This is a genomic window from Alphaproteobacteria bacterium LSUCC0396, from assembly GCA_041228345.1.
Taxonomy (GTDB): Bacteria; Pseudomonadota; Alphaproteobacteria; order Puniceispirillales; family Puniceispirillaceae; genus UBA3439.
Genome location: CP166131.1, coordinates 1,075,507 through 1,091,183 on the forward strand (window position 1 = coordinate 1,075,507; position 15,677 = coordinate 1,091,183).

Annotated in this window: 13 protein-coding genes; 3 read left to right on the forward strand and 10 right to left on the reverse strand. The window is 54.1% G+C overall.

From position 1 onward, the window contains the following. Positions 1-74: 74 nt before the first annotated feature. Complete coding sequence (locus AB8881_05285; protein XDZ64296.1) at positions 75-962, forward strand: LysR family transcriptional regulator; 888 nt, start codon at positions 75-77, stop codon at positions 960-962. A 20-nt stretch (positions 963-982) separates the two neighbouring features. Here the strand turns inward: AB8881_05285 and AB8881_05290 are convergent, their stop codons facing one another. From AB8881_05290 to AB8881_05310, 5 genes are all read right to left on the reverse strand, one after another. Then, entirely contained in the window at positions 983-2,113 is a 1,131-nt protein-coding gene (locus AB8881_05290; protein ID XDZ64297.1) for a CaiB/BaiF CoA transferase family protein, read from the reverse strand. 56 nt (positions 2,114-2,169) lie between these two features. After that, positions 2,170-2,985: a CoA ester lyase gene (locus AB8881_05295; GenBank protein XDZ64298.1), complete on the reverse strand. Its 816-nt coding sequence runs from the start codon at positions 2,983-2,985 to the stop codon at positions 2,170-2,172. Positions 2,986-3,011: 26 nt separating this feature from the next. Beyond that, positions 3,012-3,824, reverse strand: a complete 813-nt coding sequence (locus tag AB8881_05300; GenBank protein ID XDZ64299.1) for a MaoC family dehydratase N-terminal domain-containing protein — start codon at positions 3,822-3,824, stop codon at positions 3,012-3,014. A 68-nt stretch (positions 3,825-3,892) separates the two neighbouring features. Next, positions 3,893-5,221: an MmgE/PrpD family protein gene (locus AB8881_05305; protein ID XDZ64300.1), complete on the reverse strand. Its 1,329-nt coding sequence runs from the start codon at positions 5,219-5,221 to the stop codon at positions 3,893-3,895. Between the two features lie 172 nt (positions 5,222-5,393). Next, positions 5,394-5,993, reverse strand: coding sequence for a PaaI family thioesterase (locus tag AB8881_05310; GenBank protein ID XDZ64301.1), 600 nt, complete (start codon positions 5,991-5,993; stop codon positions 5,394-5,396). A gap of 261 nt (positions 5,994-6,254) precedes the next feature. On the opposite strand from AB8881_05310, the gene AB8881_05315 reads away from it, so the two are divergent. Continuing rightward, positions 6,255-7,004 (forward strand): SDR family NAD(P)-dependent oxidoreductase, encoded by a 750-nt coding sequence (locus tag AB8881_05315; protein ID XDZ64302.1) that lies wholly within the window; start codon positions 6,255-6,257, stop codon positions 7,002-7,004. A gap of 182 nt (positions 7,005-7,186) precedes the next feature. Here AB8881_05315 and AB8881_05320 read toward each other — a convergent pair whose 3' ends face one another. The 3 genes from AB8881_05320 to AB8881_05330 form a co-directional block, all read right to left on the reverse strand. After that, positions 7,187-7,972, reverse strand: coding sequence for an enoyl-CoA hydratase (locus tag AB8881_05320; protein ID XDZ64303.1), 786 nt, complete (start codon positions 7,970-7,972; stop codon positions 7,187-7,189). A gap of 151 nt (positions 7,973-8,123) precedes the next feature. Further along, positions 8,124-9,353, reverse strand: coding sequence for a CaiB/BaiF CoA transferase family protein (locus AB8881_05325; protein XDZ64304.1), 1,230 nt, complete (start codon positions 9,351-9,353; stop codon positions 8,124-8,126). A gap of 337 nt (positions 9,354-9,690) precedes the next feature. After that, positions 9,691-11,418, reverse strand: a complete 1,728-nt coding sequence (locus tag AB8881_05330) for an IlvD/Edd family dehydratase (GenBank protein XDZ64305.1) — start codon at positions 11,416-11,418, stop codon at positions 9,691-9,693. A gap of 271 nt (positions 11,419-11,689) precedes the next feature. Here AB8881_05330 and AB8881_05335 point away from each other — a divergent pair, with 271 nt between their 5' ends. Then, positions 11,690-13,306 (forward strand): thiamine pyrophosphate-binding protein, encoded by a 1,617-nt coding sequence (locus tag AB8881_05335; protein XDZ64306.1) that lies wholly within the window; start codon positions 11,690-11,692, stop codon positions 13,304-13,306. 46 nt (positions 13,307-13,352) lie between these two features. Here the strand turns inward: AB8881_05335 and AB8881_05340 are convergent, their stop codons facing one another. Then, the gene (locus AB8881_05340; protein XDZ64307.1) at positions 13,353-14,330 is read right to left on the reverse strand and encodes a ketopantoate reductase family protein; all 978 of its coding nucleotides are present in this window, start codon (positions 14,328-14,330) and stop codon (positions 13,353-13,355) included. A gap of 68 nt (positions 14,331-14,398) precedes the next feature. Continuing rightward, entirely contained in the window at positions 14,399-15,613 is a 1,215-nt protein-coding gene (locus AB8881_05345) for a CaiB/BaiF CoA transferase family protein (protein ID XDZ64308.1), read from the reverse strand. Between the last annotated feature and the right edge of the window lie 64 nt (positions 15,614-15,677).

Genomic DNA, 15,677 nt, shown 5'->3' on the forward strand with positions numbered 1-15,677 from the left:
AATACTTACTAAATATGTAAGAATAACTTACAATACGATCAGCGATTAATCATTAAAGGCCGGATTATCCTAACATGTCCATCCGCCAGCTCCGTACATTGCTCGCCATCCAAGATCACGGCTCGTTCAGCGCCGCCGCCGCCGCTTGTCATGTCACCCATGCGGCGGTAAGCCAGCAGATGAAGGCGCTTGAAACATTATGGGGTGTCGCGCTGTTCGACCGCAAGGGCCGCCGCCCTGAATTAACCCCGACCGGCCGCGCGCTGGCCGCCAAGGCCGATGAAATCATCCGCGCTTATGATGGCATCCTTGCATCGGTGATCGGTGATCAGGGGTTTCAGGGCGAATTTGTACTTGGCGCGGTGCCAACAACCCTGACCGGGCTGGTGCCGCTGGCACTATCGCTGCTGCGCCAGCGCCATGCCGATTTAAGGGTCACGATCTATCCGGGCCTATCACGTCAATTGATGCAACAGCTAGATCGTGGCGCGATTGATGCGGCGATCATCACCCGCCCGGACTTACTACCGCAAGGGCTGGCCTGCCTTGATATTGCGGCCGAACCGATGCAGCTTTTGGCCCCCCCACAAACCGACAGCGGTGATCCGATTGAGCTGTTGCGCACCCGTCCTTTTATCCGGTTTGACCGCAATGCAATTTTTGGTCAGATGGTCGAGGGGTGGCTGCAAAAACACAAGATCACTGTCCGAGATTCGATGGAGCTTGAGGGACTGGAGGCAATTTCCAGCATGGTGATGGCTAATCTTGGCGTCTCGATTGTACCGAAACGATGTGTGCGCAATATGAACCCGTTACCGGTCAAACGCCTTGCCCTTAGCGGCAATCCACCGGCACGCCAGCTTGGCCTTGCCTACCGTGATGGCACGCCGAAACTAAGCGTTATCAAGGCTGGCGAAACGGCGCTTCTTGATGCGGTTGCGATTGGCGAATTCTCATCGTAGACGGGGCCTATTTGCCCGGCTTAATCGCCAGAAAATTCAGCGCGGATAGCATCATTATGCTCGCCCAAATCCGGCACCGAACCAAGCGTTGGCAACGCGCCATTTAGAATTGCGCCCGGTGCCAACAGCTTGACATCACCAGCTGAGGTACGCACCGCAACAAACCGGTTTTGCGGGTGTTGGGCAAAGACATCCATATCGTTTAACCGGCCAAAGGCAATTTGCGCAGCCTGTAATTTATCGGCGATCTTGTCGATTGAATATTGGCTGAACACCCCGTTCATGATCGCATCGAGTGCGGCGCGGTTTTGCACCCGATGCACATTACTGTCAAATTTCGGATCTTGCGGCAGGTCGGGCTGATCAAGGACATCGCTGCAAAGCCGCACCCATTCGCGTTCATTCTGGATCGAAATCAACAGCATTTTTTCATCACCGCAACGATAGGCACCATAGGGCGCAATTGTCGGATGATGCAGGCCCGGACGGCGGATTTCCCGCCCGCCATAATGATGCTGCAAATACGGAACATTCATCCAATCGGCTAGCGCATGAAACAGCGAAACCTCAATTGCGCGACCCTCGCCGGTAAGACCGCGCGCCACCAGTGCCTGCAAGATTGCGGCATGCGCCGTCATCCCCGCCGCGATATCACAAACCGACACACCAACCCGTCCGGGCTCTTCAGGCGCACCTGTTATCTGTGCCAGACCCACCTCGGCCTGCACCAGAAAATCATATGCCTTCATCTGGGCAAACGGGCCAGACGCGCCATAGCCGCTGATATCACAGGTAATCAGCCGCGGATCAGCCGCGCGTAACGCCGCCATGGAAACCCCAAGACGGTCCAGCGCACCGGGCATTAAATTCTGGATAAACACATCTGCCTTGGTCAGCATGGTTTTGAAAATCTTTACATCGGCGGGCTGTTTCAGATCGAGTGCAACCGATTCCTTACCGCGATTCAACCAGACGAAATACGAACTATAACCATGCGCGTCAGCATCATAATTGCGGGCAAAATCGCCTTCAGGGCGCTCGACCTTGATCACCCGCGCCCCAGCATCGGCCAGACGGCTTGCCGCATATGGTGCTGCTACCGCCTGCTCAAGACTGACCACAAGCAACCCTTCAAGATCACGATTCCCCATTTGCCTCTCCTGCCCCTTATGCCGACGTGCATTAACGTAAAATAACCCGAACCAAATTAGGCCAATGCCTCAAAATCACGAATAATCGCCTCGGCCCGTTTGATCACCGGCACATCAACCATCGCCCCATCAAGCTGAACCGCAGACGCGCTGGTCGCAACAGCGGCCATCACGCGCCGTGCCCACTCATAGTCATCCTGACTTGGCCGAAATACCGATTTCGCTGGCGCAATCTGTTTTGGGTGGATCAGCAGCTTGCCACCAAAGCCCATGTCACGGGCACGGCGCGCCTCATTTTCAACGATTTCGGCATCATCAAATCGCACCGCAACCCCGTCAAGCGGCGCTGCCTTTTGCCCCAGACGCGAGGCAACAACGATCTTGCCACGCGCATAATATAACGATTCCCAATGCGGCTCGGCGCCAATATCAAGCGAGAAATCCAGATGACCAAATGCGCATTGCAGCACTGACGGGTGTTGCATCATCGCCTCAACCGCCGCCAGCCCGATCGCGCTTTCGATGATTGGCACAATCGGCATATCAGCCCCAAGCGTTTTGGCAATCACATCCAGATGATCCGCAGATTCGGCCTTTGGCAGCATAATCATCTGCGGTGGATTTTTTACCAACGCTTCCATATCCTTTGCAAACCAGCCGCTGTCAAACCCATTACACCGCACCACTAGCGGTACCGGCAAATCAGGCCGGTCACCCAGCGCCGCATGGGCGGCTGGCTTGTCGGCATCAGACACCGCATCTTCAAGATCCATGATCACAGCATCGGCGCCGCTAGCCGCCGCCTTTGACAGTAATGCGGCGCGATGCCCGGGCACAAACAGCGGAACAGATAGAGGTTTTGCTAAAGTCATAATTTTGTCTTTCTACTAATTTGCATCTAGGGGGTGACAGTTGCTGTCATGGTTATATTGCCATCAACGCCGCGAACACAGGCCGCCAGTTTCGCATCTTCAGGATTGGCATCGACCATAATAGGATCACCGCAGACCAGCGGGCGCACCCCGCGATAGGCCATATGTTGCGGCAGCTTTCCATTTACCGTGCAGGCAAGATTAAGCATCAGGGTTGCCTGCAAAGGGCCATGAACCAATAGCCCGCCATGCCCCTCGACATTCATCGAATAAGGCAGGTCGTAATGAATACGATGACCGTTGAAAGTCAGCGCCGAATAGCGGAACAGCATCACACTATTCGCATCAACCTGCCAGCGATGTGCGGCCTTACTATCCGCAATCGGATCCAGCGGCGGTGCGGCCGTTACCTCTTCACGGTAAACGACATCATGGCGTTCGCGCAGTTTCAGCTGACCATCAACCGAAAATTCATGCGTCACTGCAACGAAACACAGATTGCCACTTTTGCCTGATTTAAAGGTGATATCGTCAATGCGGCTTTGCTTGCTGACATGGTCACCAATGCTGAAATCACCGTGAAATTCCAGCCAGCCACCTGCCCACATTCGCCGCGCATAGGGGATTTCGGGCAGAAAATCGCCGCGTTTTGGGTGGCCGTCAGGCCCCAGCGCATCCGGATCAACCGCGTCAGGGGCCAGACACCAATGCATCCCGGGCGGCACCGCGGTACCGGCAAAACAATGCGCTCCCAGCGTATGTTTGAAATGATTAACCATGCGCGGGGTAATCACATCATTGCTTGTTACGCTGTTACCAATCCAGTTGGAAAAATCCATCAATTTGCTCCTATGCTTTGACCCGCCATATATCCAAAACCAAATTATCGACCAGATAGGATGACCGGCTAGCGTTGTAGTTTGCTGGCCAGATCCGATGCTGAAACACCGCCAAGATTATTCATCATTGCCCATAAATCATGCGCCGCCGCCGTGCCGATTAACGCCGCGCCCTTAGCCAGTAGCCGCTGCCCCAGAACCGCTGGATCAATTGGTGATAAAAGATCAAACGACTGGCTAGATGTCTTGCCGTCTTTCAGCCGCACCTCAACACGCGCCGCACTATCGGCAATGCTGTCATCGCCGACCACCTTGACCCGTTCAGCAAGCGCCATCAGATATGTGTCCTTGCAGGCCGCATCATGATAGCTTTCATAAGCGGCAAGGTTGATATTTTGCAGCACCATCGCCGCCAGAAAGACATAGCTGAATTTAATTTCAAGGCCGGTTTGCGGTGTCTTTATATCACAGACATTCTGCCACCGCGGGGTGATATTGACCCGCACCTCGTCAACATCATCGGCGGCAATCTTGCCACCAGCCTGCAACAAAAGCAGTGCCTCGATCATCGCATGGGTGCCGTGGCAGCAGGCGTGTAACTTGTGACTGACGCTAGCAAAAAAGAATTTATCAAATGACCAATCAGCAATTTTGCCACTGCCAGCATTGTCGGCGTGATGTGCGGCCAGAAAGCTTTGCGCGCCAGCAAAGGCATCGGTGCTGGCGGTAAAGCCGCGTTTGGCAAGGCTGGCCGCCTCAATCCCGTTTGCCGCAGCCGCCCCCGCATTAAACGGTTTGCCCATTGTGCCAAATTGTGATTTAAGCCCCGACGCACGGGTGCTAACCAGACCCAGTGCCGCCGACAGCGCATCGCGGTCAAGCTGATAAAGCCGCGCCGCGGCGATGGTGGCACCAAAGGCGCCTGACGTTGCGGTCTGATGAAATCCAGCATCATAATGATCACGCCCAAGAACCATACCAATCCGGCAGGTCGCCTCGGCGCCAAGCAGAAATGCGTCAACCACATCATCGCCCGATGCCCCCATCTCTTCAGCCGCCGCCAATGCCGCCGGAAAGATTGCCACAGACGGATGACCGATATAGGCAAAATGCGTGTCGTCATAATCAAGGGCGTGCGAGATCGTGCCATTTGCCAGCGCCGCAGCACGCGCTGGCACGCGCAATTTACTGCCGGTAACGGCGGCCTTGGCAACCCCACCTTCGGCCGCAACAAAATCACGGATGATGCGCGCCAACGGCTGATCAGCGCCAGCAAGACTGACCACCATCCAGTCGAATAGTGATAATTCTGCCATCTTGCGGGCATCTTGCGGCAGGCGGGCAGGCCCCATTTCGGCAAGGTCAAGAATATGCGGCAGTAGGGCTGAATCGGGCATTGCTGAACCTATAAAATCGTTACCATGTCAACTCAATATTACGTCAAATATTTTCAAATGGTCGGCCTGCCCAGTCTAACCAGAACAGCCGGCCTTTACCAAGCGCCCGATAGCATTTTACCCATATCAAATCAGGCGATATATGACAGTGGTGTATTTTGGGCAATCGGGGCTAGCCGGGCATTTTCCACGTGGCTGTTGTCATCGCGGCAAGTTTGCCATCGCTGCCCCATAAGCGGCTTTCCATGAAAGATAGCGACCGCCCCTTTTTGATAAACCGCCCCTCGACGGTTGCCCGCCCCGTTAAAACAGGGCGCAGATACTGCGTTTTCATTTCGATGGTGATCCCCATGCCAGCGGTTTTGTGCAAAAGATGCCCCATCGAAATATCCGTCACCGCCGCGATGATGCCGCCATGAAGCGAGCCTTGCGGGTTCATCAGCATCTCAGTGACCTCAAAGCTGATACGAAGGTGATCCTTGTCAGCATCAGCCGCCGTTTCTGGGAGATAGTCAAACTCCAACCCGATAAATTTTGACAGGAAGAATTTTTCAAAGACCTGTTCACTGCTTTCGAGAACAGACTCGATATGATCTCGAACCTGAACTGGATCGACTTTACGTATTTTCGTCAAAATATAATCTCCTAACGGGTCACTTTCATGTAAATATCGCGCTTGTTTTACCGTCACAGAACACATCACGACGTCTAAAATGGCCGCCAAGAATTGCACTGCATCAGGCGTTTGTCCATAGCGAATGTCGGCTATCATACCGCTGATTTCCCTATGGATTTTGATCAGATTATCCGATTGCCAGATCACGCTGGACCGGCGGTGCAGCCGCGCCCGGAAATGTCAAGAAAACCCGCCATATGCCCGAATTTGCGCTGGCCTTTCAAGGGGCAGATGCCTAATCTGGGGCCGGTTAGGTTTGGTGGCAGCATGATCTGACCGCCACGCCCCATCAAAGTTGATTTCTGGCCCGATTTACGTGCGGTTATCGTCAAAATGAATTTATCAAAGAGGTAGACAATGAGCAGTGGCAACAAGACCGCCCTTATCACCGGATCTGGTCAAAATATTGGTCGCGGTATCGCCAATCAATTGGCGCTAGCCGGCTTTAACATCATCGTCAATGGCAGCCGCAATCAAGAGGCGGCCGAAGCGGTTGCCGCCGAGGTGCGCGCGCATGGTGTCGAGGCATTGGTGGCAATGGGGAATGTTGGAATTAAAGCCGAAGCCGAAGCAATCGCCAGCGCCGGACTAGATCATTTTGGCCGGATTGATGTGCTGGTCAATAATGCAGCAATTCGCCCGCACGAACCATTTCTAGAGATGCGTGACGATGCGTGGCAAAAGGTCATGGATGTCGATCTGAACGCCGCAATCTGGCTATCACGCGTGATTTTACCCGGCATGATCGACAATGGCTGGGGCCGGATCATCAGCTTTTCCGGCATGAATGCACAGCGCGGTTACCCGGGCGCCTCGGCAGTCTCGGTTGCCAAACACGCGGTCTGGGGGCTGACCAAGGCACTCGCCGTTGAATTCGGCACCAAGGGCGTTACCGCCAACATCATTTCACCGGGAACATTTCCGCCTAATGACGCCGACATTAAGAGTGATGCAAAATTTTCGGCATTGCTGAAGGCAAACCCATCAGGCCGGCTTGGCCACACCGAAGATATTGGTGGTATGGTGGCCTATCTCTGCTCGGAAAATGGCGGTTTTGTGAATGGTCAGATGCTGCAAATTAATGGCGGCGTGGTCATGCAGTTCTAGAATGATTACCAGTAACGCGCCTGATCGGCTGCCAATATTGGGTGCCAGTATTAGGTGCCGATATCAGGTGCCAGTATTAGGTGCCAATCAGTCTAAAAAAAAACCGTCGCACCCACCAACGGGCGTGACGGTTTTCTAATGCTGCATTATCGCCAGATCATGAAAAACATGAGGCTCTAAAATCAGCTGCCTGTCCAAACCGGCTTGCGCTTTTCCATAAAGGCGCGCCGCCCCTCGATATAATCGGCACTGTCGAAACAGGCCTGCACCATTGCCTCACACGCGGCCAGATCGCGCTGGCTTTCATCCATGCGGGTCTGGTTGGCGATGAATTTGACCGCATCAACGGTCAAAGGCGCATTGGCGGTAATCATTGTTGCCATATCGTCTGCGGCCGTCTCAACCGCGCCATCTTCGGCAACCCGGTTGACCAGTCCCATGATCCGCGCTTCTTCAGCATCAAAGCGGCGCGCCGTGAAAAATATTTCCTTGGCAAAGGCTGGCCCAACAAGATTGGCCAGCCGGTTAATGCCCAAAAATCCATAGCCAAGACCAAGCCGCGCTGCCGGAATGGCAAAATTAGACCCCTGACCACAAATGCGAATATCACAGCAAACCGCCAAGGCAACCCCGCCGCCAACACAGAACCCATCAATTTGCGCAATCGTTGGTTTGGGAAAGGCCTCGACCTTGTCATAAACGCGCTTGGTGGTGGCGTTATAATGGGCAACCCCCTCAGCACTTGCGCGCTCGCTTTCAAATTTCGATATATCGGCCCCTGACACAAAGGCCTTGCCACCAGCACCTGACAAAATCAGCACGCGCACTTCGTTGTCAGCGGCAAACCGGTCAAGCGCCACTTCGACCGCTTCCCACATTTCCAGCGACACCGCATTCCGCTTTTCCGGCTGGTTAAAGATGATACGGGCGATGGCGCCAGATTGGTTTACGATAATTTTATCTGTCATGACGTCGGCTGTCCTTTAACTGATTTTTTCTGGTATTTGATCGTTTTTGGTATTTGATCTTTTTGGGTGACGGGCTGATTGATCACGTCCTTCATGTTAAATTGGTACTGCCGAGATGGTCATGCGACCAGGCCGGCTTGAGTTTTGGACTCTATATGGTTTTGGCCTCACGCAGCGCGGCGATTTCGGCCGCACTATAGCCCAATGTTGATAGAATATCATCGCAATGACCACCGGCAAGCGGCGGCGGTGCCGCAAGATGGCTTGGGGTCCGGCTCATCATAATTGGCTGGCCGACGAGATGCGTGTCACCGCGCTCATGGCTTTTGACCGGCTGTGCCAGCCCAAGATGTTTTACCTGCGGGTTCTCGAACGCCTGACCAATATTATTGATTTCACCAGCTGGAACACCGGCTTCGTTCAAGATATCAATCCACGCAGCCGTCGTTTTCGTGCCGGTAATCGCCGTGATCGCGGCATTCAGCGTGTCACGATTTTTCGACCGGTCAGGGCCCGTCGCATAATCAGGATTTGTGATCCAATCCTCGCGTCCAAGCGCGGCCGCAAACCGTTCCCAGATCAATTCACCAGCAACGGCAATATTCATATACCCATCACTGGTAACAAAAACGCCGGTTGGAATTGAGGTCGGGTGGTTATTGCCGGCCTGTTTGGCAATGTCGCCATCCATAAGATATCGCGCCGCCTGAAAATCAAGCATGAACATTTGCGCTTGCAACAGCGAGGTTTGCACCCATTGCCCCCGCCCCGAATGAGCCCGTTCCAGCAGCGCAATAAAGATGCCCTGCGCCGCAAAAAGACCTGCACAAAGGTCGGCAATCGGAATGCCAACACGCATCGGCCCTTCGCCCGGCGCACCGGTAATCGACATCAGGCCGCCCATACCCTGCGCGATCTGATCAAACCCCGGACGCCCGCTATAAGGCCCGTCCTGACCAAAGCCAGAGATTGACGCATAAACCAGACGCGGGTTGGTTTTGGACAATGTTTCATAGTCAATGCCGAGCCGGTTTTTAACGTCGGGGCGGAAATTCTCAACAATGACATCGGCCTTTGCCGCTAGCTGGCGAAAGATTTTCATACCAGCTTCACTTTTCAGATTTAGCGTCAGGCTGCGTTTGTTGCGATGCAGGTTCTGAAAATCTGGCCCGTCACGAGGCCCGCCAAGCTGGGCGTCATCTGCTGGTGTTTCGATCTTGATTACATCCGCGCCCCAGTCGGCCAACTGGCGAACACAAGTCGGCCCCGAACGAACCCTTGTAAGATCAAGCACCAGATAATCCTTCAACGCGCTGCTGGCAGGCGGCGTTCTGGTGCCAATCTGACCGGCATGGGTCAGGGCGTTTGATGGTTCTGTCATTTCAGTCTCCAAAATCAGGTCGGCAAGTTAAAAAAGTAAGGTTCAGGCTGTCATATCCGAATAACATAGCCTCACCAAAAACGCATCACCCAGCCAAAAACGGGCCGCCCAGATTAAATTTACCAGATTAAAGTTACCGGATTAGAGTTACCGGCAATTTCTGCTGACAATTACTGGGCAAAATTGGGCTTTACAAGGTGATAGGCGGTGAAATTGTATTTTAAATCCATATTGTTGTATACTATCGGAACAATATTCAGGCTTGTCAAATATTGTATTTCGTTTTTTTACGTCAGCTAAATGCGATAAACCCGCCACCAAAACCGCCTGAGCGCGATCAGGAAAGCGGCGTCTTTGCGCTGTATGGCCGTTTGGTCATAAAGTCGAAATCAACCCCTTCACCGGCCTGATTAACCTGCTCCATATACAGCTTTTTATAACCACGATCGGCACGAACCGTATGCGGGGGCTGCCAATGCGCGCGGCGGCGTTCAATTTCATCATCATCCACCAGCAATTCCAGCCTTCGATTGGGCACGTCGAGGCGAATTTGATCACCCGTTTCGACCAGGGCCAACGGCCCACCGATCGCTGCCTCAGGGCTGGCATGCAGCACGATACTGCCAAAGGCGGTACCACTCATCCGGCAATCCGAGATTCGCACCATATCCTTAACCCCAGTTGTCGCCAGCTTTTTTGGGATCGGTATATAGCCCGCCTCGGGCATTCCCGGGGCACCCTTTGGCCCGGCATTGCGCAGAATTAGAACGCTGTCCTTGGTCACATCAAGATCGGGGGTGTCAATTCGGTTTGCCAGATCTTCTAGCGAGTCAAAAACCATGGCTGGCCCCTGATGCACCAATAGATCAGGCGAGCAGGCCGATTGCTTGATAATCGCCCCATCGCCAGCCAGATTGCCACGCAAAAACGCAATGCCGCCCCCAACGTGAATCGGATCATCAAGACCATGAACAACATTTTGCGGAAACGCGGCGGGCATATCCTCGATCTCGTCGCCAAGCGTGCGCCCGCTTACAGTCAGGCAATCAAGATGCAACAGCGGCTTTAAGGCACGAAGGATCGGTGCCATACCGCCAGCGCGATGCAAATCATCCATATAGAACTGGCCGTTCGGTTTCAGATCGACCAAAACCGGCGTGTCATTGCCAAGCGCATCAAAGGCGGGCAGATCAACCTCAATACCGAGCCGCCCCGCCATTGCCGTTAGATGGATGATGGCATTGGTTGAACCGCCGATTGCCAACAGCACCCGAAGCGCATTTTCAAATGATTTTGGCGTCATGATCTGGGATGGGCGCAGCTGTTCTGCGGCCAGCGCCATCGCCCGTGCACCGGCTATTTCGGCGTGGCGCAAACGGTCTGCAGCCACCGCTGGGATCGTGGCACCGCCGGGCAACATCATGCCCAATGCCTCGGTAACACAAGCCATCGTGCTTGCAGTTCCCATTACGCCGCAGGTTCCCGCAGTTGGTACCAACTGGCCCTCAATCTGATTAATGTCAGCCTCGGTAATACGGCCACCACGATAATCGCCCCAAAACCTGCGGCAATCAGTACAGGCACCGACACGCTGTTCACCAACCGTTCCCGACAACATCGGGCCGGTTACAATTTGAATTGCTGGCAGATCAGCACTGGCTGCCGCCATTAACTGCGCTGGCACGGTTTTATCACAGCCGCCGATCAGCACACAGGCATCCATTGGCAGCGCCCCGATCATTTCTTCGGTATCCATTGCCATCAGGTTGCGGAAATACATGCTTGTCGGAAAGGCAAAGGACTCATGCAGCGAAATGGTCGGAAATTCCATCGGCAGGCCGCCAGCCAGCATCACGCCACGTTTGACCGCCTCGACCAGCTTTGGCACATTGGCATGACAGGCGTTATAATCGGAATAGGTGTTGGCGATGCCAATAACCGGACGCGACAACGCATCATCGCTATACCCCATCGCCTTGATAAAGGCTTTGCGAAGGTAAAGCGAAAATGCCTCATCGCCATAACGGGTCAGGCCGCGCTTCATGCCTTTTTGCTGGTCAGTCATTTCATCCCCCAAAAAAAATACCGCCGGACTATAGCAATAAATGTCGATTTTGCTTTGCTGTTTTTGATTGTTCAAGACGGAAAAATCGGCACCTGTAAGCAAATTCGGACTGGAACTATTTTCGCTTGATAGCGCCTCAGCATTACGCAAAGATTATCCAGCATCATGCAACGATTAAAAAACCGCCAAGCCTAGACAATAACCTGCCCATATTCCTGTCACCGTGTCCATGCTGTGTTAATTTTATCAACCTTCGTTACCGAGCCTCATCATGCCATCAGCTTCTTCTGCTCTTATTCAAACGCTAGCCAATAATGGTGTCGAGGTTATTTTCAGCCTGTCCGGCAACCAGATCATGCCGCTTTATGATGCGTGTATTGATGCCGATATTCGCATCATTCATACCCGCCATGAAGGCGCTGCTGTCTATATGGCCGAAGCCTACGCCCAAATCACCGGCAAAATTGGCGTCGCCTTGGTGACAGCTGGCCCGGGGTTATTAAATGCGGTCTCGGCGCTTTATTCGGCGGCGCGTTCAGAAAGTCCGGTTTTGCTGATTAGTGGGGACGCTGCTGTGAACATGGACGGGCGGGGCGGCTTTCAAGAACTCGATCAATGTTCGGTTACCGCACCAATCACCAAATATTCAACACGGCCAAATGCGGCGGCCGCGATCCTGCCCGAATTAGAACGGTGTATTACCGCCGCCCTTGGTGGCAGCCCGGGGCCAGTGCATCTTGCGCTCGCCTTTGATATGTTATCACCAACCACAGATTTAGAACCGGCTGCGGTAACCGCAATACCCCCTGCATCAGGCGTTAGCCACGATGATCTTGACCATATTATTCGTGCAATTGAGGCGGCGAAATGCCCGCTTTTCATAACCGGCCCGCAGGCAAATAAAACCCGCCAACCAGCCGTTAATGCCGCGCTTGAGGCGGCGTTGGGACTGCCGGTTATCTGTCTTGAGTCAGCCCGCGGTCTTTCCGATAGTTTTTACGGCGATCTGACAACCACGCTAAAAGCCGCCGATCTGATCATTCATCTTGGAAAGCTGGCAGATTATTCCACCGGCATTCATGCCGGTGGCAGGATTACCGCAGGAACGCCGATTATCTCGATTTTGACCGACGATCAGGCCGCACCAAATCCGGCGCATGACAAAAACCCTATCCAGCTTATGCGCACTGGCAGCATTCCGGCGGCGATGACCCAGCTTGCCGCCGCAATTACCGATCGTGATATTAATGTAGGCGCCGATCATTGGCCGGCCGCAATCAGTGCATCAATTACCCGCCGTCTTGACTGGCAGGCGGACGGCAAAGGCCGGCATCCAGCCGCCCTGACCACGCAGTTACAGGCAGCGATTAACCGCGCCCCAGCGCCGATTCTAATCGCCGATGGCGGCGAATTTTGCCAATGGGTTCAGGCCGGATGCGTTGCCCCACGCCGCATAATCAATGGCCCATCAGGCGCAATTGGTGGCGGTATTGCCTATGCGATTGGCGCCGCGATTGCCGCACCGGATGCGCAGATTTTTCTGGTGATGGGCGATGGAACGGCAGGATTTTATCTTGGCGAGATGCATACAGCCGTGCGCACAAACGCCAATATCACCGCGATCATTGGTAATGACTACCGCTGGAATGCCGAGGTGCAAATCCAGATTGACACCTATGGACCGGACCGCGTCTATGGCTGCGAGCTTGATGAAAAAGCCGATTATGCAGCGGCGGCAATCGGCCTTGGCGCCTTTGGCAAAACGGTTGGGCCGGACGATGATCTGGACGCCGCCCTTGCCGCCGCCAGCGCGTATCAAGGGCCAGCTTTATTAAATGTGCTAATAGACGGCGTGGCCGCCCCCAAATTTGTGCCCCTCAAGCTATAGGGAAACTTTTCGGACGATATGCGCATCTTATAGCCTGCGCCTCATCCTATCCGGCGAAATTTGCCTCACGCGCCCGCACCAGTGCAACCAGCGTATCATTATAGGGCGTCTTAATGCCCATTTCACGGCCAAGCACCGGCACCATGCCGTTGATCGCGTCAATCTCGGATCGTTTGCCAGCCATATGATCAAGCCGCATTGACGGATTGGCGTTGGGCATATCGGCGGCAAATTTGGTGCCATAGGCAACTGCATCGCTAAAGGAAAATGCCACGCCACGTGCCCGCCCGATTTCATAAGCCTCAAGCATACAGCCAAGCGCCACCGCACGCCGGTCATCATCGCTGAACAGCTGGCCGATTGTGCAGTCAAATGCCACTGACGGCGCACTGCACATGACATTGCAAATAAATTTTTCCCAGACAAGCTGATGAATATCAGCAAACGCCTTGGCTTTAAAACCCGCCCCTTGCCATAGTGATTCAACCCAGACCAACCGGTCAGTCATACCGCCATCCATTTCGCCGATCCGAATCTGGCGCATCGCGTTATGATGGATGTGACCCGGCCCCTTGATTGACGCGCCAAACCCTTCGGCAACCCCAAGCAGCACGTTATCGGTTGGCATGAATTGGGCAATCCGCTCGCCCGCACCAAGCCCGTTCTGGATTGTCAGAACCAGTGCGTCTGGCTGCATGATTTTGGCGATTTCAGCCGCCGCGCTGCCGACGCCATTGGCCTTGGTGGCAATCACAAAAAGATCAATCGGGCCAAGATCGGCAATTTGGTGAACCGCTGTAATGCCGTTGATTATGCGGTCACCACTAGCCCCTTCAAGATGCAGCCCGTTTGCCCCAATGGCGGTGATATGGTCGCCCCAGAGATCAACTACCGATGTCTGATATCCAGCCTCGGCGAACAATCCGGCATAGACCGAGCCCATCGCACCCGCCCCAACGACGGCGATGCGTGGCGCGTTCTTTGATTGAAACCCACGATTGGATTCAGCGCTGGCCTTTGTCATTGAATATCTCCCCCTATTTTAAAAACCATGACAAAATGAAAATCTTAGCAACGCGCCCATCAACAGCGTCAGCCCTCGGCCACGACAATCGTTCCGGCGGCGATCAAGGCATCAATTTCTGCGTCACTAAGGCCCGCCGCCACCAGCACCTCACGCGTATGCTCGCCAAGCGCCGGCGGTAAGCCAGCAACCCCAACTTCGCGTGACCGGCTGAATTTAATTGGCGAGGCAACCCCCTGATAATCATCCCGCGCAAGCACCATTTCGCGTTCGGCCGTTTGCGGATGCAGCAGGGCTTCTTCGATATTACGCACCGGGCCGGCCGGCACCCCGGCAGCAAGCAGAGTTTCGGCAAATGATGCCCCATCGACCTTGGCCAGCGCCGTGGTCAGCAAATCGGTCAAGGCCGCACGATTGACCACGCGGTCGGCATTATCAGCAAAGCGCGGATCATCGGCAATTTCACCCTCGCCAAGCGCGTCACACAGGCGGCGAAACGCACGATTATTCCCGATCCCGATAAAAATATCATTGGTCGCGGTTGCAAATTTATCATAGGGCGAAATGTTCGGATGCGAATTGCCGGTGGCGCGCCCCGGTTTCTTGCTTAGAAAATAATTGGCATTATGCGGATGCATCAAGGCCAGCGCCGAGTCATAAAGCGTCATGTCGATATATTGACCAAGACCTGATGTTTGACGTTCGTGAAGAGCCATCAAAATCCCGATCACGCAATATAGCCCCGTTCCCATATCAACGATTGGCGCGCCAAGACGAACCGATCCGCTTTCGGCCATTCCATTGATCGACATCATGCCAGTCATCGCCTGAATTACCGCATCATAACCGGGCGCACCGCCTAGCGGCCCGGTCGCGCCAAACCCTGATATGCGGCAATGGATAAGCCGGGGAAAGCGGTCCTTTAAAACATCCTCATAGCCAATACCCCATTTTTCCAGAGTGCCCGTCTTGAAATTATCAATCAATATATCGGCGTCTTCTAGAAGCCGCAGCAACAGATCACGGCCAGCCGCGCTGGCAAGGTCAATGACAATGGATTTCTTGTTGCGGTTCACATTGATAAAATACGACGCCATATCACGTGCAAATGGAGGCCCCCACCCACGAACCTCATCACCGCTTGCCGCCTCAATTTTGATAATCTCGGCGCCATGATCAGCCAGAATCTGCGTGGCATAGGGGCCGCCCAGAACGCGGGTCAAATCAATCACCTTAACCCCCTCAAGCGCGTGCTGACCCAAATTTGGTTTTGCTATTGTCATGTTTTACTTAACGCCCCTGATTCTTGTCGCCCAACCATGTCGCCCAACCATGTCGCCCAACCAT

What these genes read in the sequence shown, in the direction of transcription:
- AB8881_05315 (XDZ64302.1), top strand. Translation starts at nt 6,255, where the DNA reads ATGAGCAGTGGCAACAAGACCGCCCTTATCACCGGATCTGGTCAAAAT.
- AB8881_05300 (XDZ64299.1), bottom strand. Translation starts at nt 3,824, where the DNA reads ATGGATTTTTCCAACTGGATTGGTAACAGCGTAACAAGCAATGATGTG.
- AB8881_05335 (XDZ64306.1), top strand. Translation starts at nt 11,690, where the DNA reads ATGCCATCAGCTTCTTCTGCTCTTATTCAAACGCTAGCCAATAATGGT.
- AB8881_05320 (XDZ64303.1), bottom strand. Translation starts at nt 7,972, where the DNA reads ATGACAGATAAAATTATCGTAAACCAATCTGGCGCCATCGCCCGTATC.
- AB8881_05340 (XDZ64307.1), bottom strand. Translation starts at nt 14,330, where the DNA reads ATGACAAAGGCCAGCGCTGAATCCAATCGTGGGTTTCAATCAAAGAAC.
- AB8881_05310 (XDZ64301.1), bottom strand. Translation starts at nt 5,993, where the DNA reads ATGATAGCCGACATTCGCTATGGACAAACGCCTGATGCAGTGCAATTC.
- AB8881_05295 (XDZ64298.1), bottom strand. Translation starts at nt 2,985, where the DNA reads ATGACTTTAGCAAAACCTCTATCTGTTCCGCTGTTTGTGCCCGGGCAT.
- AB8881_05345 (XDZ64308.1), bottom strand. Translation starts at nt 15,613, where the DNA reads ATGACAATAGCAAAACCAAATTTGGGTCAGCACGCGCTTGAGGGGGTT.
- AB8881_05330 (XDZ64305.1), bottom strand. Translation starts at nt 11,418, where the DNA reads ATGACTGACCAGCAAAAAGGCATGAAGCGCGGCCTGACCCGTTATGGC.
- AB8881_05325 (XDZ64304.1), bottom strand. Translation starts at nt 9,353, where the DNA reads ATGACAGAACCATCAAACGCCCTGACCCATGCCGGTCAGATTGGCACC.
- AB8881_05305 (XDZ64300.1), bottom strand. Translation starts at nt 5,221, where the DNA reads ATGCCCGATTCAGCCCTACTGCCGCATATTCTTGACCTTGCCGAAATG.
- AB8881_05285 (XDZ64296.1), top strand. Translation starts at nt 75, where the DNA reads ATGTCCATCCGCCAGCTCCGTACATTGCTCGCCATCCAAGATCACGGC.
- AB8881_05290 (XDZ64297.1), bottom strand. Translation starts at nt 2,113, where the DNA reads ATGGGGAATCGTGATCTTGAAGGGTTGCTTGTGGTCAGTCTTGAGCAG.